This is a genomic window from Indioceanicola profundi (assembly GCF_003568845.1).
GTDB classification, from domain to species: Bacteria; Pseudomonadota; Alphaproteobacteria; order Azospirillales; family Azospirillaceae; genus Indioceanicola; species Indioceanicola profundi.
This window is the reverse complement of record NZ_CP030126.1, coordinates 1,623,323-1,647,110: the sequence shown is the minus strand read 5'-3', so window position 1 is coordinate 1,647,110 and position 23,788 is coordinate 1,623,323. Positions and strand designations below refer to the sequence as shown.

General features: G+C 66.5%; 22 protein-coding genes. 10 read left to right on the top strand and 12 right to left on the bottom strand.

Features of this window, described 5'->3' with window-relative positions:
* Positions 1 to 39 precede the first annotated feature (39 nt).
* Entirely contained in the window at positions 40 to 696 is a 657-nt protein-coding gene (locus DOL89_RS07855) for a LuxR C-terminal-related transcriptional regulator (protein ID WP_119678640.1), read from the bottom strand.
* Positions 697 to 962: 266 nt separating this feature from the next.
* Here DOL89_RS07855 and DOL89_RS07850 point away from each other — a divergent pair, with 266 nt between their 5' ends.
* Positions 963 to 1,718 (top strand): response regulator transcription factor, encoded by a 756-nt coding sequence (locus DOL89_RS07850; protein ID WP_119678639.1) that lies wholly within the window; start codon positions 963 to 965, stop codon positions 1,716 to 1,718.
* Positions 1,719 to 1,828: 110 nt separating this feature from the next.
* Here DOL89_RS07850 and DOL89_RS07845 read toward each other — a convergent pair whose 3' ends face one another.
* Positions 1,829 to 2,560 carry a protein phosphatase CheZ gene (locus DOL89_RS07845; protein WP_119678638.1) on the bottom strand — a complete coding sequence of 244 codons (732 nt, stop codon included), beginning with the start codon at positions 2,558 to 2,560 and terminating at the stop codon, positions 1,829 to 1,831.
* Positions 2,561 to 2,748: 188 nt separating this feature from the next.
* Here DOL89_RS07845 and DOL89_RS07840 point away from each other — a divergent pair, with 188 nt between their 5' ends.
* Complete coding sequence (locus DOL89_RS07840) at positions 2,749 to 3,243, top strand: YgaP family membrane protein (RefSeq protein ID WP_162937382.1); 495 nt, start codon at positions 2,749 to 2,751, stop codon at positions 3,241 to 3,243.
* Between the two features lie 189 nt (positions 3,244 to 3,432).
* The gene (locus DOL89_RS07835) at positions 3,433 to 3,933 is read left to right on the top strand and encodes a phasin family protein (RefSeq protein WP_162937381.1); all 501 of its coding nucleotides are present in this window, start codon (positions 3,433 to 3,435) and stop codon (positions 3,931 to 3,933) included.
* Positions 3,934 to 3,991: 58 nt separating this feature from the next.
* Here DOL89_RS07835 and DOL89_RS07830 read toward each other — a convergent pair whose 3' ends face one another.
* The 3 genes from DOL89_RS07830 to DOL89_RS07820 all read right to left on the bottom strand — a co-directional run bounded on the left by DOL89_RS07830 (position 3,992) and on the right by DOL89_RS07820 (position 6,665).
* A complete protein-coding gene (locus tag DOL89_RS07830; protein ID WP_119678635.1) occupies positions 3,992 to 4,837 on the bottom strand; it encodes a 23S rRNA (adenine(2030)-N(6))-methyltransferase RlmJ in 846 nt (281 codons plus the stop codon).
* Positions 4,838 to 4,853: 16 nt separating this feature from the next.
* Complete coding sequence (locus DOL89_RS07825; protein ID WP_119678634.1) at positions 4,854 to 5,813, bottom strand: DMT family transporter; 960 nt, start codon at positions 5,811 to 5,813, stop codon at positions 4,854 to 4,856.
* Between the two features lie 153 nt (positions 5,814 to 5,966).
* Entirely contained in the window at positions 5,967 to 6,665 is a 699-nt protein-coding gene (locus tag DOL89_RS07820; RefSeq protein ID WP_119678633.1) for a transglycosylase SLT domain-containing protein, read from the bottom strand.
* A gap of 326 nt (positions 6,666 to 6,991) precedes the next feature.
* Between DOL89_RS07820 and DOL89_RS07815 the strand changes: the two genes are divergently transcribed.
* Complete coding sequence (locus DOL89_RS07815) at positions 6,992 to 8,344, top strand: tetratricopeptide repeat protein (RefSeq protein WP_162937380.1); 1,353 nt, start codon at positions 6,992 to 6,994, stop codon at positions 8,342 to 8,344.
* Positions 8,345 to 8,384: 40 nt separating this feature from the next.
* Here DOL89_RS07815 and DOL89_RS07810 read toward each other — a convergent pair whose 3' ends face one another.
* The 4 genes from DOL89_RS07810 to DOL89_RS07795 all read right to left on the bottom strand — a co-directional run bounded on the left by DOL89_RS07810 (position 8,385) and on the right by DOL89_RS07795 (position 11,393).
* Positions 8,385 to 9,107: an LrgB family protein gene (locus tag DOL89_RS07810; RefSeq protein WP_119678631.1), complete on the bottom strand. Its 723-nt coding sequence runs from the start codon at positions 9,105 to 9,107 to the stop codon at positions 8,385 to 8,387.
* On the bottom strand, positions 9,104 to 9,475 hold the full coding sequence (locus DOL89_RS07805; protein ID WP_119680313.1) for a CidA/LrgA family protein: 372 nt from the start codon (positions 9,473 to 9,475) through the stop codon (positions 9,104 to 9,106). The genes DOL89_RS07810 and DOL89_RS07805 overlap by 4 nt, the downstream gene beginning before the upstream one ends.
* A 72-nt stretch (positions 9,476 to 9,547) precedes the next feature.
* On the bottom strand, positions 9,548 to 11,071 hold the full coding sequence (locus DOL89_RS07800; RefSeq protein ID WP_119678630.1) for an alkaline phosphatase D family protein: 1,524 nt from the start codon (positions 11,069 to 11,071) through the stop codon (positions 9,548 to 9,550).
* 82 nt (positions 11,072 to 11,153) lie between these two features.
* Positions 11,154 to 11,393 carry an anti-sigma factor family protein gene (locus tag DOL89_RS07795; RefSeq protein ID WP_225889944.1) on the bottom strand — a complete coding sequence of 80 codons (240 nt, stop codon included), beginning with the start codon at positions 11,391 to 11,393 and terminating at the stop codon, positions 11,154 to 11,156.
* 226 nt (positions 11,394 to 11,619) lie between these two features.
* Here DOL89_RS07795 and DOL89_RS07790 point away from each other — a divergent pair, with 226 nt between their 5' ends.
* Positions 11,620 to 12,498: an SDR family oxidoreductase gene (locus DOL89_RS07790; protein WP_119678629.1), complete on the top strand. Its 879-nt coding sequence runs from the start codon at positions 11,620 to 11,622 to the stop codon at positions 12,496 to 12,498.
* A gap of 118 nt (positions 12,499 to 12,616) precedes the next feature.
* Here the strand turns inward: DOL89_RS07790 and DOL89_RS07785 are convergent, their stop codons facing one another.
* Positions 12,617 to 13,090: an RNA polymerase sigma factor gene (locus DOL89_RS07785; RefSeq protein ID WP_119678628.1), complete on the bottom strand. Its 474-nt coding sequence runs from the start codon at positions 13,088 to 13,090 to the stop codon at positions 12,617 to 12,619.
* Between the two features lie 820 nt (positions 13,091 to 13,910).
* On the opposite strand from DOL89_RS07785, the gene DOL89_RS07780 reads away from it, so the two are divergent.
* On the top strand, positions 13,911 to 16,397 hold the full coding sequence (locus DOL89_RS07780; protein WP_119678627.1) for a glycogen/starch/alpha-glucan phosphorylase: 2,487 nt from the start codon (positions 13,911 to 13,913) through the stop codon (positions 16,395 to 16,397).
* Positions 16,398 to 16,464: 67 nt separating this feature from the next.
* Here the strand turns inward: DOL89_RS07780 and DOL89_RS07775 are convergent, their stop codons facing one another.
* Both DOL89_RS07775 and DOL89_RS24775 read right to left on the bottom strand, forming a co-directional pair.
* Positions 16,465 to 17,832 carry a metal-dependent hydrolase family protein gene (locus DOL89_RS07775; RefSeq protein WP_119678626.1) on the bottom strand — a complete coding sequence of 456 codons (1,368 nt, stop codon included), beginning with the start codon at positions 17,830 to 17,832 and terminating at the stop codon, positions 16,465 to 16,467.
* Positions 17,833 to 17,946: 114 nt separating this feature from the next.
* Positions 17,947 to 18,084: a hypothetical protein gene (locus DOL89_RS24775; protein WP_162937379.1), complete on the bottom strand. Its 138-nt coding sequence runs from the start codon at positions 18,082 to 18,084 to the stop codon at positions 17,947 to 17,949.
* 427 nt (positions 18,085 to 18,511) lie between these two features.
* Between DOL89_RS24775 and DOL89_RS07770 the strand changes: the two genes are divergently transcribed.
* The 4 genes from DOL89_RS07770 to DOL89_RS07755 all read left to right on the top strand — a co-directional run bounded on the left by DOL89_RS07770 (position 18,512) and on the right by DOL89_RS07755 (position 23,744).
* Positions 18,512 to 19,978, top strand: coding sequence for a DEAD/DEAH box helicase (locus DOL89_RS07770; protein ID WP_119678625.1), 1,467 nt, complete (start codon positions 18,512 to 18,514; stop codon positions 19,976 to 19,978).
* Between the two features lie 166 nt (positions 19,979 to 20,144).
* On the top strand, positions 20,145 to 21,758 hold the full coding sequence (locus tag DOL89_RS07765) for a peptide chain release factor 3 (protein WP_119678624.1): 1,614 nt from the start codon (positions 20,145 to 20,147) through the stop codon (positions 21,756 to 21,758).
* A gap of 173 nt (positions 21,759 to 21,931) precedes the next feature.
* Positions 21,932 to 22,267: a hypothetical protein gene (locus DOL89_RS07760; protein WP_119678623.1), complete on the top strand. Its 336-nt coding sequence runs from the start codon at positions 21,932 to 21,934 to the stop codon at positions 22,265 to 22,267.
* Positions 22,268 to 22,277: 10 nt separating this feature from the next.
* On the top strand, positions 22,278 to 23,744 hold the full coding sequence (locus tag DOL89_RS07755; protein WP_119678622.1) for a methyl-accepting chemotaxis protein: 1,467 nt from the start codon (positions 22,278 to 22,280) through the stop codon (positions 23,742 to 23,744).
* The last annotated feature ends 44 nt before the right edge of the window (positions 23,745 to 23,788 follow it).

Genomic DNA, 23,788 nt, shown 5'->3' with positions numbered 1-23,788 from the left:
TTCTTTGCCCCCAAGGACAGGGGCGCACGGACAGCGAACTCAGCCCATCGGGCGGATGCCGTGTTCAAGGGCCCAGACGGCCGCCTGCGTCCGGTTGGCGGCGCGAATTTTACGAAGCACATTCTTGAAATGCATTTTCACGGTCGACTCCGTGACCTGTAGCCGGATGGCAATGGCCTTGTTGGACAGGCCGGCGAGCAGGCAGGCCAGGATCTGCCTTTCCCGCGGCGAGATGTCCTGGAGACTTCCATGAACGGCGGAGGGCCCGCCCCCAAGCAGGGCGAATGCGCTTGGCGGGTAGACGCACTGGCCGAGAGAGATCAGGCTCAGCGCGTGCCGTAGCGCTGCGGGTTCCATGCCCTTGCCGAGGTGGCCGTCGGCTTCCATGGCCAGGCTGTCCCGTACAGCCTCTTCCGACACATCCTCCGACAGCACCACCAGCGCACTCTCCGGTGCCATGGCGCGGAGCTGACGCAGCATGTCGGTCCGTGGCGCCATCTGCATGCCGCGTCCTGACATTCCCGCCGGATCGACAATCAGGAGCTGCGGTTCCAATCCGGCCGCCATGGCGGCGCTGGCCGCAGCCTCTTCGGAAAAGGAACCCTGGACAACGAACCCGTCCCGCTCCAGCAGGGCCGACAGCGCTGCTGTGAAGAGTTGATCATGGTCGATGATGATGACGGATCGGGCGGTCATGGATGTCCAAATATAAAGAATTTTACGCGATTATTCGGAAAACAATGAGCGTGTCTCGGCTTCGGGAACCCCGCTCTGACAATTGTGGATGCCAGTATCAAAGGAGCGAGTTCAAGTGATAACCTACCCGAAATTTCAACACACGGCCAGGATTGCCTTGCCATCATTTCCATTGGTGCGCAGAATATATCCGTTGGGGCCTGCGCGAAATAAGTAACCTCTGCGCGACCCCGCATCCGGGGTTCCCCCTGTTCGGAGATATCGGGATGACGGCAATGCAAATGACCGGGCTGCGGCTCGACACCGGGTGGGGACCGGCCGTCATCGACCGCGGGCGCGTCGTCGGCAGGTCGGGGGAGGACAGGGCGGCAAACCGCCGACGCTTCCTGATTGTCGATCCGCAGGCCATGGTTCGGCATGGCCTCGCATTGTCCCTGCAGTCGCGCCATCCAGGCGGTTCGGCATATCAGGCAGCCACGGTGGACGAAGCTCTTATCCTCGCCGATGGTGCGGGGAAGGTCGATCTGATCGTCCTGGACATCGACCTGTACCCTGCCACTGCGCATGTGGCGGTGCGCCGCCTCAACGATGCATTTTCCGCGCCTGTGATCGTGACAAGCTCCACGGCGGACCCGGCGGCTGCGCTCGCCTGCCTTTCTGCCGGCGCCAGGGCCTTTCTGCTGAAGACCGATCCCGGCGCCGTTCTGGAGCACACAGTGGGGCTGATCCTGTCCGGCGGAGATCATGTGCCCCTGCCAAGCTGGCTGATCAGCAAGGGGCGGATGATTTCGCGGGAGGAAGCCTGCCCCGTGGCCCCGCTGGATCGGCTGACCGCGCGCCAGCGGGAGATATTCTCGCTGATCCTGTCCGGCTGTTCGAACAAGGAGATCGCACGGAAGATCGGCGTGCTGGAGGGCACCGTGAAGGTGCATGTCCGGGCGATGATGCAGAAGCTGGGTGCCGCGAACCGGACCCAGGTCGCCGTCATGGCCGCCCGTAGCGGTCTGCGTCCTGACCTCTGAACAGTTCCCGGACCGGCTTCCGATCAACTGAAACCGGAAACCGGCCTGACGTTCTTGCGTCGGGGCGAATCCTCATCCGATCAGGCAAGTTAGCCTGATCGGAATCCGCTTTAGTCGAACAGGGCGTCGATATCCGACTGGGAGATTGTGTCGGCAGCCATTGCCGGTCCGTGGAGCTGAAGACCCTCATCCACACGGTCGGTCGTCGGGGGCAGGGGCAGGGTCTCGAACTCCTTCCTGTTCCAGACGCCCATCATGGCTTCCACTCGCTCCTCGATGAAGGAGAGCGCCTGGACCACCTTGGTGATGCGCTGTCCGGTCAGGTCCTGGAAATTGCAGGCTTCGAAGATGCGCAGCGTAACTTCATTGAGGTCCTTCAGGCGGGAATTCTGGTAGCCCTCGGGAAGCTGAGCCCGTACCTCGCTGACGATCTCCTCGATTTCCTCGGCGGCGCTGATGATGACGTTCGTGGCCTGCTCGGTGGAGCGGACCACGGCGTTGAGCTGTTCGCTCGCTTCCAGGAACTTATCGTCCTGCGCCAGGGGATGGCGGAGCTGCGCCATTTCCAGCTTGGTCGCCTTGATCCGGCCGGCGATGTCGGCGATCTCCACCTGAATCTGGTCGATCTGGGTTCTGTCGTGGCTGAGAAACCGGTCAAGCTTGGAGCCCAGCGCGTCGATGGCGAGAAGGACCGCGGCCTGGTCGGCCGGCGCCGCACCCGGCGCCGGCAGGACGGGAGTGGAGGGCAGGGCCGTAGCGGCGGCGGTCGCGTCGGGCCGTATGGCCTGGACCCGGTTCGCGCGCTGCAATTCCGCCATGAACGGCCGCTGTTGACCACGCATCCTCTGCTCCCCTTGCCGATGCGGGCAGCCCAGGACGGCCCGCCCACTCTTTCGGATAGCATGATCGAGTTTCATAAAAATTGTAAGCGCCCCCGTCCTGTTGCCGGGGCGGATCGCGAGCCGGGAACCGTGTGCGCGCCCGGCCTGTTTTCCCGGCAGGACATGAACAGTCAGCGGAGCAGACCCAAGTGAGCGACTCCCGATCAATGATCAGCCAGACCCTGCCCTTCGGTCCCGTGAATGTCGGGCCGACGGAGAGAATCGTCACGGGGGGGATCGGCGGTGCGCTGCTGCTGCTGGGGCTGGACCGCGGACGGGCAGCGGGAACCCTCATGGCGCTGGCCGGCGGCGTCCTGCTGACCCGCGCCGTGACCGGTCATTGCCCGGCCTATCAGGCCATGGGGCGCGGCCACGCCGACGATGAGTTCGGCCGCTTCGATCCCGGCCGGTATGAGGATTTCGAGCGCGACGACTTCACGACCGCCGAGCTGGGCGGGCGAATGGGCGGTGGTTCCATGCGCAACCGCGAGGATGTGGCGGAAGTCCTTTCCGGCCCGCACCCGTCGGCGCAGCAGGGGCGCGGAAACGTGCCGGAAGAGGATGATGTGGAGCAAGCCTCCGAACTCTCGTTCCCGGCGAGCGATCCGCCGTCCTACATGGGCGACCGCGTCGGACACAGGTGAAGAACTCGGATAGCTGCTAGCCTAATGCGGTACTTCTAAGTAACTGCGTCGGCGGCGGAACCGTCTTGTCTTTATCCCTCCCAGGCCATCGCTGCACATGCTAACAAAAGCGCGCCGCGATGGCCCAATCAGCGACACGTCATTACTTAAAATGCGGCGTGATCAGCTGTAATTATGAGGAGAGGCGACATGGCGACCGAGACGACTTCGACGAAGAACGACTCCCGCACTGCAACTCAGCAGGCCGCCACCGAGCTGGCCCGCATCGCCCGGACGGCGGATGGAGCCGGTGCAGCCGAAGCCGCGGCCAAGGTGGGCAGCGACTCCGCGCGTTCGCTGAGCGCGTCCACCGCCGGCAACATGGAGGCCTTCCTGCAGGCCCAGGCGATCATGGCCGAGGGCATGCGGACCGCCTGGCAGGAATGGATGGGCTACAGCCAGTCCGCCATGCAGCGCTGGACCGAAAAGCTGCAGACTCCCCTGCAGATCCGTTCCCCGCAGGACATCATGCTGTCGCAGATTGACACGGCGCGGGAGGAGATGGACCAGCTGCTCCAGAATTCCATGCGCGTATCGGACCTGATGACCAAGGCGGCCGGAAGCGCCATGCGCCGGATCACCGAACGCGGCAGCGCCGTTGCTTCCGACGCCGTGCAGGACTCGGCGGAGATGCAGCGCCCCGCCGCCTGAAGGCTGTGAAGCGCCACCGGGGCGGGACGAAGCAAAGTCCCGCCCTTGCGGCGTCCCCCTATTCAGGGGCGATCCATTCCACCCGCCAGCCGCCCTTGCCGGTGCTCATCGCGCTCTGAAGGGCCGGCAGCACCGTCCGCAGACGGTCGTCGAGCTGCCAGGGCGGATTCACTACGATCATCCCGCAGCCCACCATCCGCTCAACCCGGTCCTCATCCGCCCAGCTGTACTCGGCAGCCAGGATGCGGGGAAGGCCGCTGTTCTCCAGTGCCTGATGCAGGTTCCAGACGGCAGCGCGGTCCTTGATCGGATACCACAGGGCATAGATGCCGGTTGACCAGCGGCCATGGGCGAGGCGGAGCCCCTGTACCAGCCGCTCATACTCATCGGTCGCTTCGAAGGGCGGGTCCACCAGCACCAGCCCGCGCTTCTGCTTCGGCGGCAGGTGGGCCTTCAGCGCCAGCCAGCCATCCATGTGGTGGACCTGCGCCTGGGGATCATCCCTGAACTCCGCCTTCAGCGTCCTGACGTCCTCGGCATGCAGCTCGGCCAGGATGAGCCGGTCGTCCGCCCGCATCATGGAGCGCGCCAGTCGAGGGGAGCCGGGATACCAGCGGAGCGGCTCGCCCGGCGTGTTGTCGGGACAGCGCCGCACGGCTTCCAGATAGACCTTGAGGTCGGCCGGCAGGTTGGTCGCCGACAGCAGACGGCGGATGCCGGCGTCGGCTTCTCCCGTCTTGCGCGCCTCCGTCCCTTCCAGGTCGTAGCGGCCGATGCCGGCATGGGTATCGAGGACGCAGTAGGGGGCAGGTTTGGCGTTCAACCGCTCCAGGATCAGGGTCAGCACCACATGCTTCATCACGTCCGCCGCATTCCCGGCGTGGTAGGCGTGGCGGTAATTCATCGGTTCAATTCCAGATTCAGGGCAGGTCCGCCCGCAGCTTTACTGGTGCAGGACGTCCGCCGCCCAGCTTGATCTCGCGCAGGGTGATATAGACGCCGCTGCCGATCACGATCAGGGCGCCCCCGATCACCATGATGTCCGGAACCTCGCCCCACAGCACGAAGCCGTAAATGGTGGCCCAGACCATGGCGGTGTAGTCGAAAGGCGCCACGACCGCCACGGGGGCCTTCCGGTAGGCGTTGGTCAGCAGCACCTGCGCCAGACCGCCCACCAGCCCGATGCAGATCAGCAGCGCCAGATCGGTCCAGGAAACAGGGAGGACGAAGTTGTAGGGCAGGAACGCGGCCCCGCCGACTGCCGCCGTCATCATGAAATAGAAGACGATGGTCGTGTTCGGCTCCGTCGAGGAGAGGCGGCGGATGCTGATCATGGCCAAAGCGGCAAAGAACGCGCCGGTCAGCGCCAGGATCGCACCGAGCGCCATGCCGTCATCCAGCGCGGCAACGCCGGCGGCGAAGGTCCGGTCCGGTCGCAACATGATCAACACGCCGGCAAAGCCGACGATCAGCGCCACAGTCCGCCGCCAGCGGACCTTTTCGCCCAGCAGCAGCACGCCCAGGATCGTAACGAAGAAGGGGGCTGTGAAGCTGAAGGCGGCGGCGTTGGCCAGCGGCATCAGCGAAAGCGCCGTGAAGCCGCAACTCATAGCGAGCGCCCCGGCCCCTGCACGCCAGGCATGGCCCCAGAGTCTGGTGGTCTTCAGGCTCTTCAACCCGCCGGCCCGGACGATCAGTGGCCAGATCACCACCAGCGCAAAGACGGAGCGGAAAAAGATGATCTGGTTCACCGGATAGGTGTCGCCCAGCGACTTGATCATCGCGTTCATGCTGGCGAACAGGAAGATCGCCGTGGCCATGCTGATGATGGCGCGACCGATGGGGGCCGGCTGGTCGGCGGCGGAAGCCGATGCGGTCATCTACGGAAACCTGGGGCAACGGGCAGCGGCGGAAGGCCAATCGCCGGCCAAGTTGGCCCATTCCGTCCTGAACCGCCACGGTTCCGCGGGCATGGCTGCATTCGAAATCAAAGGGATCAGACGATTCGGACGGCGTCCGCCCGGAAACGGGGCTCAGCTCACCGGCAGGCCGGCGGCGACCTGGAAGGCGCGGCGGGTCTTCGGGGCGATCTCCACCACCTTGTCCGCCTTGCAGCGCCGGCCGTCGATCAGATCCGCCGACGGAGCGCCGAGCGCGGCGAGCTGGCGGTGCACCTGGCACTGGTAATGCTGCCGCCGATCTCCGGTGCCGCCATTGTAGCGCGCGACGGCGGCCGCCCAGCTTCCGGTCTCCTGGCGCAGGCGCACCAGATAACGGGCGGCATAGCGAACATTCTCCGCCGGGTTCACGATCTTCTCGACCGGGCGGAAGCTGTTCTTGTGGTGGGCGACCGAGAGCTGCATGCAGCCGGCATAGACGTTGCGGCGCAGCTTGCCCTTATCGTCCCGCAGATGCGAGGCCGCTTCACGCTCCGTCTTCGGGAAGAGGGAGCGGCCCTGAACATTCACAGCGTAGGGAGCGGGCGTACCATTCTGCCCGCTTTCCACCAGCGAGACGCTCAGCAGCAGGCCGGCGGGAATGGACAGCTCCTTCTCCGCTGCCAGGATCGCGTCCAGGCAGCCATCGGCGGCGGACTGCACAGTGGTGGGCCGCGGCTTCTTCTGGGGAGCGGTGGCCTGGGCCGGGAGGGCGAACAGGCTCACGGCCGTCGCCGCGGCAAGTGCGGAGCCGAGCAGACGGGAGAACAGGGGCGCGCGGCGCTTCTGCGTCATGCTCCTTCATCTCCCTCGAATCAGCACCGGACCCATGTGCCGGCTGCATAGCCTTTCCCGATTTGGGGTCCGGGAGTCAACCCGGTTCTTGGATAAAGAGGTAGGAGCACCGGTGATCCCCCCTTTGTCGCGGCCATCCATGCCTCTGGAACAGGGCGGAAAGGCTCGGCGCAGGGGCGTTAATCAGCCGGAAACCATGCTCCGCGCCTTTGGCATGGCCGGATGCGATCACCCCCATTTTCAGCAGTTGTGAAGCAGCCCGGACTGCCTCATATGGCGCATCCGGCCCTGTCGGAGGGGCTGATTCGGCATGGATGCTCCCCACCGTGACAGACATTTCAGCTTTCCTGCCCGCTGGCTCGGCCAACACGGCTCTTGCCCAGGCGGAAGCGGCTCTTGCGGCTGCCTATGACAGCCTGGACCAGGACGATGCCGGGGCGGCCGCGCGCCATCTTGAGCGGGCGCTGGCGCTCGACCCGGCCTTTCCGGAAGCCAACGGCGCCATGGCGGAGATACTGGCGGCCGAAGCCCGGTTCAACGAGGCGGCGGAGCGGTTTGCCCGTGCGCTCGAAGGCGATCCCGGACGGGTGGCCTGGCATCGCGGGCTTGCCGCCAGCCTGGAGGCCACAGGACGAACTGCCGAGGCGGCGGCCGCCGCGCGCACCCTGCTGGAGCGGCGGCCGGACGACGCCGTCACGCACCGCCGTCTGGCCCGTCTGCTGGCGCGCACGGGCGACGTCGCGTCGGCGCTGGAGCACGCCTGGGAAGCGCGCTTCCTGGATTCGAGCCTGTCCGCCCTGGTCGAGCTGGCGGACGTCTTCATCGCAGCCGGTGAGCCGATGGCGCTGGCCGAGCTGTTGGAGCCGGCGCTCCGTCGGGTGGAGCCGGACTCGCCGGACCGGGGCAGGGGGCTGGTTGCGCTTGGACGTGCCTGGATGAGCCTTGCGGAAACGGAGAAGGCCCGCACCGCCTTCCGTGCGGCGCTGGAGATGGATGAGGAGGCTGACCCCTATGGCGCCGGCCCGATGCTCCAGGCGCTGGAGGCGCAAGCGGACGGCGAGCTGACGCCGGCCTTCGTCCGCGCCCTGTTCGACCGGTATGCCGACCGGTTCGATGCCGATCTGGTTGGCAAGCTCAAATACGGCGCGCCGCAGGCCCTGCGGCAGGCGCTGGAGCGGCTGGGGCTTACGCCGGGGGCGGGGCTGCGCATTCTGGATGCCGGGTGCGGAACCGGTCTGGCCGGCGTTGAGCTGCGGCCCTTCGCCGGCCATCTGGCCGGGGTGGACCTGGCACCCCGGATGGTCGAGAAGGCGCGTGCCCGCCGGATTTATGACGAGTTGTCGGCGGGCGACTTGGTGGCGACGTTCCAGGCCGGGCCGGAGGCCTGGGACCTGATCGTCGCGGCCGACGTGATGGTCTATATCGGCAACCTCGTTCCGGTGCTGGAGAACGCGGCCCGCGCGCTGACATCGGGCGGCCGCGTCGCCTTCACCTGCGAGCGGGGGGAGGGCGACGGCTATCTCCTGCATGAGGGGCGGCGCTACGCCCATGGCGAGGGGCATGTCCGCGCCGCCGCCCTCGCAGCCGGTCTGGAGATCGAGCTGCTGGAGGATGTGGTTCCCCGCTGGGACCGTGGGCAGCCGGTGCCTGGCATGCTGGTGGTGCTGCGCCGGCCCTGAGCGGCTGAAGCCCCTGTCCGCCATTGGTGGGCATGAGTTTTCAGGTTCCGAACAGCCGGACCAGCAGTGGAACGAGCACCGCCGTCAGGAAGCCGTTCAGCGCCATGGCGATGCCGGAAAAGGTGCCGGCCAGGGGATGCATCTGGAAGGCGGCGGCGGTGCCGATCCCGTGGGAGGCGGTGCCGAGCGCCGTTCCCTGAGCCTGGGGGCTCCGGATGCCGGCGACGCGCAGCAGCCAGGGACCGGTGACTGCGCCCAGGATGCCGGTGGCGATCACAAGCGTGGCGGTCAGGGAGGGCAGTCCGCCGATCTGTTCCGCAATGCCCATGGCGATGGGCGCCGTCACGGATTTCGGGGCCAGCGACAGCACCGTCTCCCGATCAGCGCCCAGCAGCATGGCCGTGGCGATGGCGCTCGCCGCCGCAGTGACGGCTCCCGCCAGCAGGGCGCAGCCGAGCGGCAGGGCATGCCGCCGCACTTCCGCCCGGTAGCGCCAGAGCGGAACGGCGAGCGCCACGGTCGCCGGGCCGAGAAGGAAATGCACGAACTGCGCGCCGTCGAAGTAGGTCGGGTAATCGGTGCCGGACATTGTCAGTAGAACGATCAGGATCGCGATGGAACCGGCCACCGGATTGGCCCAGGCCTGCCGGCCGGTGCGCTCGAACGCTGCGCGGGCGAGCAGATAGGATACCAGCGTCGCCGTGAGCCACAGCAGCGGGCTTGCGCTGAGATAGACCCAGACCTCCGTCAGATCCCCGATCATGGCCGGCTCTCCCCGGCATCGCCGCCCGTCGGCCGGTTGCCGGCGACGAGGCAGAAGACCTTGGCGGTGACCAGAACGGTCAGGAAGGTGCTGATAATCAGGGCAGCCAGGATGGCCGGCCATGCCTCCCCGATGCGGGCGAACTGCATCATGACGCCGACGCCCGCCGGCACGAACAGCAGAGACAGGTTGGACAGCAGCGTGTCGGCAGCGGTGCCCAGTCCGTCCGAGACACCCTTGCGCCATGCCAGCCAGCCGAACAGCAGCAGCGCCCCGATAACCGGGCCGGGCACCGGCAGTCCGGTGCCGCGGGCGGCAACCTCCCCGGCGAGCTGACAGAGCAGGATGAGGGCGAGGGCCTGGATCATGGGCGTCTGCTCCCTGGCTACGGTGCGGCCCACCATGCTGGCGCGGTGCCTCCGGCCGCGCCAGGGGGGCGCTCACATACGTGTAATGACGCGACGGAAGGTGGCCGGGGCGCCCTCGGCGTTCCATTCGGCTACCAGTTCGCCGTCCGGCCCGGTGGTCAGGGCGAGCCAGTTCCGCGCCGGCAGCATCTTGCGCCCGGTCTCCGGGAAGCCCGGCATCTCCAGCGTCAGCCCGTCGAACAGACGCTCCTGCCGGGCCGCAAGCCGCTCCATGCCGCGCACCAGCCTGTCGGAGGGGGCCGGATGCACCATACCGGAACTGATGAGCTGCCAGATCTCCAGATCGAGACCTCGGATCACGCCGACGGAGGCCAGATGAACCTCCCCGGACAGGATGGTGACGCGGCAGCGCGTCTCACGGGAGAAGGCGGCGAGCTGGCGGATGAACCAGCTCCATTCCTCCGCATGGGTCGGGCTCCGCCACTGGTCGCGCAGATCGTCCTCGATCCGCTGGCGTCCGGGAATGAAGTTCAGCACCCGCTCCAGCAGGCCGAAGCTGGGGAACACCAGCGGCACGCTGGACATGACCAGCAGGTGCCGGCACTCCCGGAAGCGGTCGAGCCAGTCAGGCAAGGCCGCGCGTGTGCCGGCCGACATGACACGGTCGGGGCGGCGGCGGCTGCGCAGGTCGGGGGCAAGCACGCCGACATCGTTGAGGATCAGGCCCTGGCTGTAATCGCCATCGTCATGTTCGGCGCCCCAGACCGTTTCCGCCGGGTCGTCCTCCGCAATGCCGAGCTGGAACAGGCGGAAGGCCCGCGTCGCAGCGGCAAGGATGGCGCGGTAGGCGGGGCTGTCCAGCAGTTCCACAGGGTGGCTGCCCCAACCGTCGATGATGTCGTGGTCGTCCCACATGCAGAAGTTCGGGACGGAGGCGAGCACCGCCGCCGCTTCGGCCTGACCCCAGGTATAGCGGTATGTGGCCAGGTACCAGACATCCAACTGCAGGTCCAGATCGTCCGGCAGGCTGGTCACGGAAGGGCGACGGGACAGGGAGAGCGCCGCCACCTCCGCCAGTGCCGGCACATGCTCCCACAGCCCGTCGGCATAGATCTGGTCGCCGCCCATCAGCAGCAGATGGTATGGCTCCGCCCGGTGGCGGCCGAGAAGGTGGGCCCAGCGGGCATTGCGGGACAGGCCGTGGCGGGGAATCTCCGACTCGTCCTCGGACCCGCCGCAGGAGGTGAAGGCGATGCGCGTCGGCACCGCCGTGCCCGGCACGGCGAAATGCCAGCGCTCCTCCTGGTACAGGAAACCGTAGGCGACGCGGCCATCCAGAAGTCCGCGCGGAACGGCGAAGTCATAGCGCCACATCCGCAGACGCCCGGCGGTGCGGTCGACCTCTCCCCAATCGTGCAGGAACCGGGGAGGGACCGGGAGGCCGACGCCCTCCACCTGAAGGTCGGGCGGTTCTTCCTCCCCGCCCATGACGACGCAGACGGCCACACGCCAGCGGTCACCCTGGGTGCCGCGGGCGTGGAGGATGGGGCCAAGCACCAGCTTCGCGGCCGGCCGTCGGCTTCTTCGTCTCTTCATGGGTGATCAGGTCGGGCGGAACGGACATCCTGCCGCCCGCAGGGGCGGCGCGTACAACATGATCCCGCCCGGGCCGGGGCAGTCAATCCTTCGTGTTCTTGGAAGACCCGCTGCGCAGGAGGGAGAGCATGTTCTCCGGCACCGGCTCGTCCATCACGGGGTCGTAGATCCGACGCAGCTCGTCCACCTGCCGGCGGTAGCGGTTCACCATGCTCTGGGCAGCCGGGTCACGGGCGAGGACTGTTTCGATCTCAAGCCTCTCCTCGTCGCTCAAAGCGCCGTCGAGATAGGCGTTGATGTCCTGCATGGTCAGTTTTCTCATCAACATTTTCCAGACCACCCGATTGCCATCCGGCACTTGCCGGTATTGCGTTCCTTTCCGCGCGAAGCCCGTCGCTGCCGACAGGAGCCGCCAGCGGAGGAACGCCGCCCGCGAGAGTGAGGCTGCCGCGGGTGCCCAGTCAACATCGACGGCAGCGCACTTGTTCCCGGAACGCGGGCTTTCCTTCGGCTGTTGACGCGGCGATTTCCGCAACGGAGAGCAAGTGATGTCCGATACCGGCGATTCCAGCAAACCCAAGACGGTTCCTGCCCAGCACCAGTCCGTGCAGCCGGGCCTTGAGCACGAGATGAATCCCAGGCCGGAGTATATCCGGGACGGGTACAAGGGCTCTGGCCGACTAGAGGGTATGGTCGCGGTCGTAACCGGCGGCGACAGCGGCATCGGCCGAGCCGTCGCCGTCCATTTCGCCCGTGAAGGGGCCGATGTGGCCATCGCCTATCTGAACGAGGATCGCGACGCCGAGGAGACCCGCGGTCTGGTGGAGGCCGAGGGCCGCCGCTGCCTGCTGTTCAGGGGTGATCTCGGCTATGAGGAAACCTGCCGGGACCTGATCGCCCGCGTCGTCGAGACGTTCGGGCCGCGCATCCACGTCCTGGTGAACAATGCCGCCGAGCAGCACCCCAAGGGCAGCCTGGACGAGATCACGGCCGAGCAGTTGGAGCGGACCTTCCGCACCAATATCTTCGCCCAGTTCTTCCTGACCAAGGCGGCGCTGCCGCATCTCCAGAAGGACAGCAGCATCATCTGCACCACCTCGGTCACCGCCTACCGGGGCAATCCTCAGCTCGTCGACTATTCCTCCACCAAGGGCGCCATCGTAACCTTCGTCCGCTCCATGGCGGCGCAGTTGGCGGAGAAAGGCATCCGGGTGAACGGCGTCGCGCCGGGGCCGATCTGGACACCGCTGATCCCGTCCACCTTCCCGGCGGAGAAGGTGGAGAAGTTCGGCGGAAGCGAACCGCTGGGCCGGGTGGGGCAGCCCTCGGACGTGGCTCCCTGCTACGTCTTCCTGGCGTCCGCCGATGCCGCCTATATGAGCGGTCAGATCCTGCACCCGAACGGCGGGGAACCGGTCGAAAGCTGACGGCCCGTCACAGCCGGACGGCAAAAAGGCCGATCCCTCCGGATCGGCCCTTTTTGTACGGAGCAGGACGGGAAAGTGGGGCGGCGACCGGACGGACCGCCCCGTTCCCCCTCCGGATTTACGCGGACATCATGTTGTTCAGGCGCTCGCGCGCCCGGCACAGACGGGAACGGATGGTCCCGATGGAGACGTTCAGCTTCTCCGCCGCTTCCTGATAGGGGCGGCCCTCGATGGCGACAAGCTTCACCACCTTGCGCTGGCAGGGAGTCAGGGTCTTGAAGGCGCGGTCCACATCGCGGCAGACGAGACGTGAAAGCTGCGTGGCGTCGCAGGATGCGGCGTGGTCCCACAGCTCGACCTTCGTCATGTGCTTGTCGCGCTGGAGATTATTGAAGTGCAGGTTCTTCAGCATGGTGGTCAGCCACGCCTGCATGTTGGTTCCCGGCTCGAACCGGTGGGAGCGGGACAGGGCGCGGGCGACGCAATCCTGCGTCAGATCTTCGGCCTGGGTCGCGTCACGGGTCAGCTTGCAGGCGTAGCGATGCAGCGCGGGGATGCAGGTGACCAGCTCGTCGGAGAAGGAATAGGCCATGTTCGGGCTCCGTTGCGTTTCGTGATGTCCTGGTGGGGGACTGGGACTCGCTCGTGCTCGGAGGTGATCATTCGGACAGTGATCCGGCGGCGGTTCCGGGCATGGCTCCGCCGTCGTCCGCCAGGCAATCGGCCCGGCGGAGGGCAAGTGACTTCCTTCGCGGACGCAACACCGTCCGTCCGCGTCGGATGTTCAGGGGAAGGTGATCAGGCCAGTGGCTGCTAGTCGGCCCGGACTGTGCTCATGCTGTGAAGCACTGGGGCCGTACCAAGCATCGGACCGGTCAGGTGATCGGCTCTGTCGCTCTTCATCCTGTTGCCTCCGGGTCACTCTCAAGCACGCAGGTGGGGTGAAGGGGTTTCCCTGACGTGCTATTGCTTCGGCATCATCGCCGGTGTGGTTGGGAAACGCGACGCCCTGGGGTATGTTCCGAGGTCTTCTCAGGAATCGACTTCAAGTCTTTGGGAAAACGAGAGTTGTGTTGCCGATCTAATGGGTTGAAGTGCCGGATGTTCGCCACTTTCGACATGAAATGGCCTGATTTGCATTGCGGCAGAACCTGGAAATATCTTTAGAAGCGGTATTTCCATCCGCTCTTGCTGATTTACGATTGCGCGGTTTGAGCATGTTGGGGGTGTCTGCCCCTTATTCGTGATTGGCAGTTGCCAAATCCCGTTGAACAGGGCGCAATTGCCGTTGGCGGAATGGGGCTTGCCCGCCGTCAAACGATCCTTAACTCTGCCCGCTGCTATCTGTTCAGAGTGTGGATCAGGGATGACGCCCTGGTCCGGATGCAGACCTAGAAAGACGATTCCTGCCCATGGACGCTCGTTACAAGTCGCGTGAGATCGGCCGCAAGGCGCTGGATGTCGATGCGCTGAAGCGCTCGTTCCTGGAGTGGCTGGTCTATTCGGTCGGCAAGGACAAGGTCTCCGCCACCCGCCGGGACTGGTTCACCACGGCAGCGCTCGCCGTGCGTGACCGGGTCGTCGACCGCTGGATGGACACCACGCGCACCGTCTACGCGCAGGACGCCAAGCGGGTCTATTACCTCAGCATGGAGTTCCTGGTCGGCCGGCTCCTCTCCAACAACCTCGCCAATCTCGGGCTGGTCGAGGCCTGCCGCGAGGCGTTCGATTCCGTCGGCGCCCGGCTGGAGGACGTGATCGACACGGAACCGGACCCGGCGCTGGGCAATGGCGGGCTGGGACGGCTGGCCGCCTGCTTCCTGGACAGCATGGCGACCCGGAACCTGCCTGGCATCGGTTACGGCATCCGCTACGAGTATGGGCTGTTCGAGCAGCGGTTCGAGCACGGATGGCAGGTGGAGTATCCCGACAACTGGCTGCGCTTCGGCAATCCGTGGGAGTTCCCGCGGGCGGAGGTGCTGTATCCGGTGCAGTTCTACGGCCGGGTGGAGGCGGTGCGCGACAATGCCGGCCGGACCAGCTACCGCTGGGTGGATTCGGACAAGGTCTTCGCCATGGCATTTGACACGCCGGTGGTGGGTTATGGCGGGGAGACGATCAACACGCTGCGCCTCTGGTCGGCGCGCGCCGCCTCCGACTTCCACTTCGGGCACTTCAACGAGGGCGACTATCTGAAGGCCGTCGAGCAGAAGGTGCTGTCCGAGAACCTGTCGCGCGTGCTCTACCCTAACGATGCGACCGAGGTGGGGAAGGAGCTGCGCTTCAAGCAGGAATATTTCTTCACCAGCGCCAGCATCCAGGACATCCTGCGCCGCTACCTTCAGCACCACAGGACCTTCGACCAGCTGCCGGAGAAGGCGGCGATCCAGCTCAACGACACGCACCCCGCCATCGGCATCGCGGAGCTGATGCGGCTGCTGGTGGACCAGCACGGGCTGGAGTGGGATCACGCCTGGGACATCACCCGGCGCACCTTCAGCTATACCAACCATACCCTGCTGCCTGAGGCGCTGGAGGCATGGCCGGTGCGGCTGGTGGAGCGGGTGCTGCCCCGCCACATGCAGATCATTTATGAAATCAACGCCCAGTTCCTGAACGGCGTGAAGCGCGGGGCGGACGTGGCGAAGATTCAGCGTCTGTCCCTGATCGACGAGCATGGCGACCGCCGGGTTCGGATGGGCAATCTGGCCTTCCTGGGCAGCCACAAGGTCAATGGCGTCTCCGCCCTGCACACGGACCTGATGAAGCAGACGGTGTTCGCCGACTTCCATCAGGTCTTCCCGGACCGCATCACCAACAAGACCAACGGCATCACCCCGCGCCGCTGGCTGCATCAGGCCAATCCGGCCCTGGCCCGGCTGATCTCAAGCCGGATCGGCAATGGCTGGGTGGCGGATCTGGAGCAGCTCAGGGCCCTGGCCTCCCGCGTGGACGACGAGGTGTTCCGGGAGGAGTTCCGCCGCGCCAAGCGGCAGAACAAGAAGCGGCTGGCCGCATACATCGCCCGCCATGTGCAGGTGGACGTGAATGTGGACAGCCTGTTCGACGTGCAGGTCAAGCGCATCCACGAATACAAGCGCCAGCTCCTGAATCTGATCCAGACGGTGGCGCTCTACAACGACATCCGGGACAACCCCACCAGGGACTGGGTGCCGGTCACCAAAATCTTCGCCGGCAAGGCGGCGCCCGCCTATCACGTGGCCAAGCTGATCATCAAGCTGGCGAACGACATCGCCGCGGTGATCAACAACGATCCCGTCGTGCATGGCCGGCTGAAGCTTGTGTTCCTGCCCAACTACAATGTCAGCCAAGCGGAAGTCATCATGCCCGCGGCCGACCTGTCGGAGCAGATCTCCACCGCCGGGCTGGAGGCGTCGGGCACGGGCAACATGAAGCTGGCCTTGAACGGCGCGCTCACTATCGGCACGCTGGACGGAGCCAATGTGGAAATCCGGGAGCATGTCGGGCCGGAGAACATCTTCATCTTCGGCATGACGGCCGACGAGGTCGGCGAGTTGCGCCGCACCGGCGACTTCTCCCCCCGCCAGGTTATCGCCGCCAACCCGCGGCTGAAGCGGGCGCTGGACATGATATCGTCCGGCACCTTCTCACCCGACGATCCGCAGCGCTTCCGCCCCATCGTGGAAGGCCTCTACGCCACGGACCATTTCCTGGTGACCGCCGACTTCGAGGATTACTGCAACACCCATGCGGAGGCAGTGGAGCTTTACCGCGATCAGGAGGAATGGACCCGCCGCGCCATTCTGAACACGGCCAATATGGGCTGGTTCTCGTCGGATCGGACCATCATGGAATATGCTGACGAGATCTGGGACGTGCGGGCTGTCCAGCCGGTCGCCGCGGAGGCGGCGGAGTAGAAGTCCGCACGGCCCAATGAAAACGGCCCGGACGCTTTGGCATCCGGGCCGTTTCCTTTTCACCTGCTCAGTTGGCCGGGGTGAAGGGCTGGCGCAGGCCGCCTTGCTTGTGGATCGTGCCGCGGCGCATCACGAAATCCACGGTTTCCAGCCTGGTCACGTCTGCCAGCGGGTCCCCGGCTACGGCGATGATGTCGGCGTCCTTGCCGGGCTCGATGGTACCGATGCGGTCCGCACGATCCAGCAGGGCGGCAGCACCCGTCGTGGCGCTCCGGATCGCGTCGGCCGGGCTCATGCCGGCATCCACCATCAGCTTGAACTCCTTCGCGTTCTGACCGTGCGGGCTGACGCCGCTATCGGTTCCAAAGGCGACCTTCACGCCGGCCTGGACGGCGCTGCCGAAGTTCTTCTGCATGATCGGGCCGACGGTGGCCGCCTTTTCCCGCTGGGCGGGGGTGAGGGTGCTGCTGCCCGCGGCCATGCGGGCCACGGTGTCGCCGGCCAGCAATGTCGGCACCAGCCAGGCGTCATGCTCCCGGAACAGCTTCACGGACTCCTTGTCCAGGTAGCTGCCATGCTCCACGCTGTCGATGCCGGCGCGCAGGGCGGCGTTGATGCCGGGCGTGCCGTGCGCATGGGCGGAGACCTTCTTGCCCAGCATGTGGCCGGTATCCACGATGGCCTGGACCTCGTCATCGAACATCTGCTGCCCGGTGCCGGCGGCGATGTTGGACAGGACGCCGCCGGTTGTAGCGAGCTTGATGACATCCGCGCCATTGCGGACCTGGGTGCGCACCGCCTGTCGGCAGGCGTCGACACCGTCGCAGACATTCTCCCCGTGCAGGCTGTGCAGGAACTCGGTGATGTCGGCGTTCATGCCGTTCACGTCGCCATGCCCTGCGGTGACCGAGAGCATCCGCCCGGCGGCTAGGATGGTGGGGCCGGCAACTCGGCCCGCCTCGATGGCGTCGCGCAGGGCGAAGCCGGTCCGGGCGGGGGAGCCGAGATCACGCACGGTGGTGAAGCCGGCTTGCAGCGTGCGGTCGGCGAAGACGGTGCCCATCAGCACCGTATCCTCCGGATCGTCCTCCACATCCTCGAGCCGGGAGCGGGGACCCAGTTCGCCGGTGATGTGGACGTGGCTGTCGATCAGGCCCGGCAGGACGAAACGGTCCTTGAGATCGATCACGCGTGCGCCATCGGCTCCGACCGCGGCCGGGTCGGCATAGCCGTCACGGACTTCGGCGATGCGACCGTCGCGGACTATGATGGTTTGTCGGGACCTCGGCTGCTCACCCGGAACCGCCAGCAGGGTGCCGGCGTGGATCAGCGTGGCGGAAGGCTCCTGCGCCTGGACCGTCGCGGCAGGCAGATTCGAAATGGCAAACAGGCCGGCGGCGAGGGCGGCCCGGCCGGCGGAAAGGCGGATGGACATGCGATCTCCCTGTCCCGTTCTTTTCAGGGCCTTCCGGTGCGTACCGGCAGGCCCTGTCGTGCGAGCGGGATTGTGGAGCCATCGCGCCGTGAGGGGAAGGCGAAAGGCCGACCGTCAGCGACTGTGCAGGCGGCTGCCCGTATCCGGCGTCTCATTCTCGATGGCGTAGGTGAACTGCGCCACATTACCAGAGCGGCTGATCCGCCAAGCGCCGGGCGGGATATCCGGCTCGGTGCGGAGCAGGGGCTGCAACTCGTGAGGGATGGCTTTTGATTCGGGGCGCGTCGGCTGTCACAAGGGACCGACGTGCTGCCGGATATGACTGCCCGGTTCTGCCCTGCTCAGAACGCGGGGCGGGTGTGCTGCGATTTTCTACTGGAACAGGGCAACAACTGTGCCATATGTGGTCGCACTGAACCGAGTGGCTGTGGGGCCCCCGGTGCCGGCGACTAGACTGTCCGGCACCATCGTGTACGCCCCGACGAATTTTCGGGTCGTGCATGTATCGCCGGCGGCATTGTTCCGCTGCCGCGCGCTGCTCCTCACCTTCCGAACAAGCCGAGCCGCTCTTTTGCAATCGCGGACCTGCGACGTGTCTACGTCCGGGGCGCCGCACAGGGGCGCTTTGCGTTTCCGCCGTGGCTTCGGCGGGCGCCGCCCGTTTGGAGAGTGAGAGTAGATGTCTGTTACGTTCCACGATCTCGGCCTCACCGAAAATCTTCTGAAGGCCATCGACGCGCTGGGCTTCACCCAGCCGACGCCGATCCAGGCCGAAGCCCTGCCGCATGCCCTGGCAGGCCGCGACGTCATGGCGTCCGCCAACACCGGCACCGGCAAGACCGCCGCCTTCGTCCTGCCTGCCCTGCAGCGCATCGCCCAGAACCAGCGCGCCGAGGGTAGCTGGGGTCCCCGCGTCCTCGTCCTCACCCCGACCCGTGAGCTGGCCACCCAGGTCATGGACAATGTGAAGGCGCTGTCCAAGTTCTCCCGCGTCCATACCGGCACCATCCTGGGCGGCATGCCCTACCGCTTGCAGCTCGAGATGCTGCGCCGCCGTGTCGACCTGATCGTCGCCACGCCGGGCCGCCTGCTGGACCATATGGGCCGCGACCGGATCGACCTTTCCGGCATCGAGCTGCTGGTCCTGGACGAGGCCGACCGCATGCTGGACATGGGCTTCCGTGACGCGGTGGAGGAAATCTCCTCCAAGTGCCCGCCGACCCGGCAGACCCTGCTGTTCACGGCGACGCTGGACGGCAATGCCGAGCGGCTGGCCAAGCGCCTGCTGAACGATCCCGTGCGCATCGACGTTGCCGGTCAGGTCGTGACCTCCGTCAACATCGACCAGCGCTGGCTCAAGGCCGACGGTCTCGACCACAAGCACAAGCTCCTGGACGCCCTGCTGGCGGATGAGAGCTTCGAGAAGGGCATCGTCTTCGCTGCCACCAAGCGCGACGCCGACCGGCTTGCCGGTGAGCTGTTCGACAAGGGCCATGCGTCCGCCGCCCTGCATGGCGACATGCAGCAGCGCGACCGCAACCGGGTCGTCACCGCCCTGCGCCAGGGCCGTGTCCGCCTGGTGGTCGCCACCGACGTTGCCGCCCGCGGCATCGACGTGGCCGACCTGACCCACGTCATCAACTTCGACCTGCCCCGCAATGCGGAGGACTATGTCCACCGCATCGGCCGGACGGGCCGCGCCGGCAACAGCGGCATCAGCTACAGCCTCTTCACCCGTCAGGAGATGGGGCTGGTGAAGGCCATCGAGCGCTACACCAACGAGCGCGCCGTCTTCAGCACCCTTCCGGGTCTGGAGCCGTCGCCGGAGCCGGCGCGCCGGCCGGGTGGGTTCGCTGGCAAGCCGGGCGGCTTCGGCAAGCCCTTCGGTCACAAGACCGGCGGCTACAAGGGCCATGGCGGCGGTCATGGCGCCCCGCGTGAGGGCGGTCGCGACGGCGGCTGGGGCAAGCCCCGCTTCCGGGACGAGCGTCCCGGCGAGGGGCGTCCGGCCGGGGAAGCCCGTCCGGACCGCGAGCCGCGGGAGCACCGCGAGTTCCGGGGCGAGGGCCGTCCGGCCCGCGCTCCCCGGGCCAACGGTCCCCAGGGTGCGGCCCCCTTGCGCCGCGCCCCGCGCTCGGGCATGTAACCTGATGTGAAGTGAGGCTGTAGGCTCCAGGGCTTGCAGCCTCACTTGTTTCCCGTCGTCCCGGCTTTCGACCGGATGACGGTGGTGAAGGCGGCAGCCTCCACCCTGTGGCCCCTCCACACGGGGGCGGCCATCCGGACCGAACACCAAGTGCGTAGTGACAGCCATGCCCGAGAATCTCCTTCAAGAGGTCGAGAAGCGCCGGACCTTCGCGATCATCGCGCACCCGGACGCCGGCAAGACCACCCTGACCGAGAAGCTGCTGCTGTTCGGCGGCGCCATCCAGATGGCGGGCGCCGTGAAGGCGCGTGGCGAGCAGCGGCGCGCCAAGTCGGACTGGATGAAGGTGGAGCGGGAGCGCGGAATCTCCGTCACCGCCTCGGTGATGAATTTCGATTATGCGGAGCGCACCTTCAACCTGGTGGACACGCCGGGCCACGAGGACTTCTCCGAGGACACCTACCGGACGCTGACGGCCGTGGACAGCGCGGTGATGGTGATCGACGCCGCAAAGGGCATCGAGAGCCAGACCCGCAAGCTGTTCGAGGTCTGCCGCATGCGCGACGTGCCCATCGCCACCTTCGTCAACAAGATGGACCGCGAGGCCCGCGACCCGTTCGAGCTGATGGACGAGATCGAGCGCGACCTCCAGCTCGAGGTCACGCCGGCCTCCTGGCCGATCGGCTCCGGCTCCGACTTCAAGGGCTGCTACGACATCATCCGCGACCGGCTGATCCTGATGGACCGCCGCGCCGGCGACGTCGCGTCCGAGGGCATCGAGTGCCACGGCATCGACGATCCGAGGATCGACGAGCTGATCCCCGCCGACCTTGCCGCCAAGCTGCGCGAGGATGTGGAGATGGTGCGCGGCGTCTGCCCGCCCTTCGATCTGGAGACCTACCGCTCCGGCCACCAGACGCCGGTGTTCTTCGGCTCCGCCATCAATAATTTCGGCGTTCGGGAGCTGCTGCTGGGCCTGGCGGAATACGCCCCGCCGCCGCGGCCGCAGAGTTCCGACAGCCGCGAGGTGAAGCCGGACGAGGGCAAGGTCACCGGCTTCGTGTTCAAGGTCCAGGCCAACATGGACCCGAACCATCGCGACCGCATCGCCTTCTTCCGCCTCTGCTCCGGCCAGTTCAAGCGCGGCATCAAGCTGAAGCATATGCGCTCCGGCAAGACGCTGGCGGTGAACAACGCCGTGCTGTTCCTGGCGCGCGACCGGGAGCTGGCGGAGGATGCGTTCCCTGGCGATATCATCGGCATTCCCAACCACGGCACGCTGCGCATCGGCGACACGCTGACCGAGGGGGAGGAGCTGCGCTACACCGGCGTGCCGAGCTTCGCGCCGGAGCTGCTGCAGCGCGTCCGGCTGGACGACCCGCTGAAGGTGAAGCATCTGCGCAAGGCGCTGGAGCATTTCGCGGAGGAGGGCGCTTCCCAGGTCTTCAAGCCCATGATCGGCGCCGACTGGGTCGTGGGCGTTGTCGGCCAGCTCCAGTTCGAGGTGCTGGCTGCGCGTCTGGAGGCCGAATACGGGCTGAAGGGCCGGTTCGAGACGGCGGGCTATGACAGCGCCCGCTGGGTCGAGTGCGACGACCCGGTGAAGCTGAAGGCCTTCGTGGATGCCAAACGCGGCGATCTGGCGGAGGATCATGACGGTGCGCTGGTGTTCCTGGCCCGCAACTCCTGGACCCTGAACCGGCTGACCGAGGATTATCCGCACATCCGCCTGCTGAAGACGCGGGAGCAGAGCAAGTCGGTGACGACGCAGGCGGCATAAAACATCCGCACCGCAGACCGCATAGGAAAGGGGGCCGTTTCGGCCCCCTTTTTTGCTGTCGGCGATCAGAGACCCCACTTCTCCTATGCAAAAAGTGGTAGTATACTGACGGTAGAACTACGCCTGATGTAAGCCACATAAAGTTAGGACGGAAAACCATTGGGTCCGCCTCCATGCGCCGCCTTTGCACCTTCGTTCCCGCTGCGATGCTGTTGGCCTTCAGCGTGCCGCTTGCCGGGATGATCATGGCGGCTCCCCGGGAGCAGGCGGCCACGGCCGCAGTGTTTTTCCCTCCCTGGACTGGAAGCCCGGCCCGTATGGACATCATTGCAAGGGCGGATGCCGTCCCGGTGCGGTCGGGCGTGATTCCCTTCATATGGGTGGTCCGGTCGGATCGACCGGGCTTGCCCGGGCGGCTGCGCCGGGCCGGCGCTCTGCTGATCCTGGATCCCGAAGCCGCCTGGGGCTGTGCGGCGGCAGAAAAAGCAAAGGACGCCGGCGGCGTCTGAGGGGGGCGAAATGGTTGCGATGGTGCGGGAGGTTGTTCGGCTGCGGAGCAGGGTCAATCGCATTTTTGCGCTGGCGCTCTGGCTGCATGTCCCGGTGCTGCTGGCCATCGGGTGGGCGAGCGGAACCGGCGGCTGGATGCATGAGGCGGCAGCCCTTCTTCTCGCCGCGACGGCCACCTTTTCCTTGCGGCTGGACCGGAACGGGGAGACGACGTCCTACCTGATCGCCGTGGGCTTCGTCGGAATGGCGTCGCTGATCGTCGGCAAGTCGGCGGGACCGTGGCAGATCGACGTCCACATGTACTATTACGCGATCTTCGCCATGCTGGCCGCCTACTGCGATTGGCGCGTGGTTCTGGTCGCGGCGACGGCGACGGCGCTGCATCATCTCGGCCTGAACTTCCTGCTGCCCTATGCGGTCTTTCCAGATGGCGCGGATTTTGGCCGAGTGGTCCTGCACGCGGTCGTCGTCATTCTCGAATGCGGCGTGCTGGGCTGGCTGACCTGGACGCTTGAGAGGGCGCTCGCCCGGTCGGAAGAGGCGATTTCCAAGGCGGAAGCTGCGGCTGGCGAGATTTCGGCCCTTGCGGAACAGGCGCGGCGGACGGCGGAGCAGGCGAGTGCCGACCGCCGCGACGCCCGCGCCCGCATTTCCCAGAATTTCCAGGAGGAGATCGGCACGCTGATCGGCCGGGTGGACACGGCGTCGCACAGCGTCGGCGCTTCGTCCCGCAGCATGGGCGGGCTGCTTGAGGAAGCCGGGCGGCAGACGGAACGGGTATCAGGGGCCGCAAGCCAGACCGCCGAAGGGGTGGAAAGTGTGTCGGCTGCGGCGGAGGAGCTGGCCGCCACCATCCGGGAGGTCGCGGCCCAGGTGAATGAAAGCGCGCGGCTGACCGCCGCCGCATCCGCCCAGGCGAAGCTGACCAACGGCACGGTGGACGGGCTGAACGAAGCGGCCCGGCGCATCGGCGAGGTCGTGGACATGATCGGATCGATCGCCGGCCAGACAAACCTTCTGGCGCTGAACGCGACCATCGAGGCGGCACGGGCGGGAGAGGCCGGCAAGGGATTCGCCGTGGTTGCCAGCGAGGTGAAAGGCCTCGCGAACCAGACTTCCCGCGCGACGGAGGACATCATCGCGCAGGTTGCCGGTATCCAGCAGGTGGCGCGGGAGGCCGCCATGGCGATCGGGCAGATCACCGGCACCATGGACCGTCTGAACGAGATTGCCGCGGGAGTCGCCGCCGCCGTGGATCAGCAGCAGGCGGCGACCCGCGAGATCGCGCGGAACGTGACGGAGGCGTCATCCGGGGCGAAACATCTGTCAACCACCATTACAGAGGTGGCGCATGCCGCCCTTCAGAGCCGGGGCGAGGCCGGCGTCCTGATCGATACCGCCGCAGCGCTGGATCGGGAGGTCGTCAGCCTGCGGCGTGCGGTCGCCATGTTCATGGAAAAGCTCGACGTGGCATGACCCGCAGCGCGCCTGTCCGGCAGGTTCCGGTGGAAGCCGGAGGG